This is a genomic window from Shewanella glacialipiscicola, assembly GCF_023283485.1.
Lineage (GTDB): Bacteria > Pseudomonadota > Gammaproteobacteria > Enterobacterales > Shewanellaceae > Shewanella > Shewanella glacialipiscicola.
Genome location: NZ_JAKILU010000053.1, coordinates 1 through 1,711, shown reverse-complemented (window position 1 = coordinate 1,711; position 1,711 = coordinate 1). Strand labels below are relative to the sequence as shown.

The window sequence follows — 1,711 nt, the reverse complement described above, 5'->3', positions numbered from 1 at the left end:
GCAGTCAAAAATTTAAATCAATGTAACAATGAGTGTTCATAGCAATATGTACAGTTTGTTTCTGTAGCAGAAACAAAAAAATCAGAATTCATTGAGCCGCTGATTAGCTTCTTATTTATAAGAAGTTGAGAAGCAAAAAAACTTTAATTGAAGAGTTTGATCATGGCTCAGATTGAACGCTGGCGGCAGGCCTAACACATGCAAGTCGAGCGGCAGCGCAAGGGAGTTTACTCCTGAGGCGGCGAGCGGCGGACGGGTGAGTAATACCTAGGGATCTGCCCAGTCGAGGGGGATAACAGTTGGAAACGACTGCTAATACCGCATACGCCCTACGGGGGAAAGAAGGGGACCTTCGGGCCTTTCGCGATTGGATGAACCTAGGTGGGATTAGCTAGTTGGTGAGGTAATGGCTCACCAAGGCGACGATCCCTAGCTGTTCTGAGAGGATGATCAGCCACACTGGGACTGAGACACGGCCCAGACTCCTACGGGAGGCAGCAGTGGGGAATATTGGACAATGGGGGCAACCCTGATCCAGCCATGCCGCGTGTGTGAAGAAGGCCTTCGGGTTGTAAAGCACTTTCAGTAGGGAGGAAAGGTAATAACTTAATACGTTATTACTGTGACGTTACCTACAGAAGAAGGACCGGCTAACTCCGTGCCAGCAGCCGCGGTAATACGGAGGGTCCGAGCGTTAATCGGAATTACTGGGCGTAAAGCGTGCGCAGGCGGTTTGTTAAGCAAGATGTGAAAGCCCCGGGCTCAACCTGGGAATTGCATTTTGAACTGGCAAACTAGAGTCTTGTAGAGGGGGGTAGAATTCCAGGTGTAGCGGTGAAATGCGTAGAGATCTGGAGGAATACCGGTGGCGAAGGCGGCCCCCTGGACAAAGACTGACGCTCAGGCACGAAAGCGTGGGGAGCAAACAGGATTAGATACCCTGGTAGTCCACGCCGTAAACGATGTCTACTCGGAGTTTGGTGTCTTGAACACTGGGCTCTCAAGCTAACGCATTAAGTAGACCGCCTGGGGAGTACGGCCGCAAGGTTAAAACTCAAATGAATTGACGGGGGCCCGCACAAGCGGTGGAGCATGTGGTTTAATTCGATGCAACGCGAAGAACCTTACCTACTCTTGACATCCACAGAAGCCAGTAGAGATACAGGTGTGCCTTCGGGAACTGTGAGACAGGTGCTGCATGGCTGTCGTCAGCTCGTGTTGTGAAATGTTGGGTTAAGTCCCGCAACGAGCGCAACCCCTATCCTTATTTGCCAGCACGTAATGGTGGGAACTCTAGGGAGACTGCCGGTGATAAACCGGAGGAAGGTGGGGACGACGTCAAGTCATCATGGCCCTTACGAGTAGGGCTACACACGTGCTACAATGGCGAGTACAGAGGGTTGCAAAGCCGCGAGGTGGAGCTAATCTCACAAAGCTCGTCGTAGTCCGGATTGGAGTCTGCAACTCGACTCCATGAAGTCGGAATCGCTAGTAATCGTGAATCAGAATGTCACGGTGAATACGTTCCCGGGCCTTGTACACACCGCCCGTCACACCATGGGAGTGGGCTGCAAAAGAAGTGGGTAGCTTAACCTTCGGGGGGGCGCTCACCACTTTGTGGTTCATGACTGGGGTGAAGTCGTAACAAGGTAGCCCTAGGGGAACCTGGGGCTGGATCACCTCCTTACCTATACGACTAACTTAATGTTTG

1 rRNA gene is annotated in these 1,711 nt (G+C 51.8%); it reads left to right on the top strand.

Features of this window, described 5'->3' with window-relative positions:
- The first annotated feature begins 144 nt into the window (after nucleotides 1-144).
- Nucleotides 145-1,687, top strand: a 16S ribosomal RNA gene (locus tag L2717_RS18000).
- The last annotated feature ends 24 nt before the right edge of the window (nucleotides 1,688-1,711 follow it).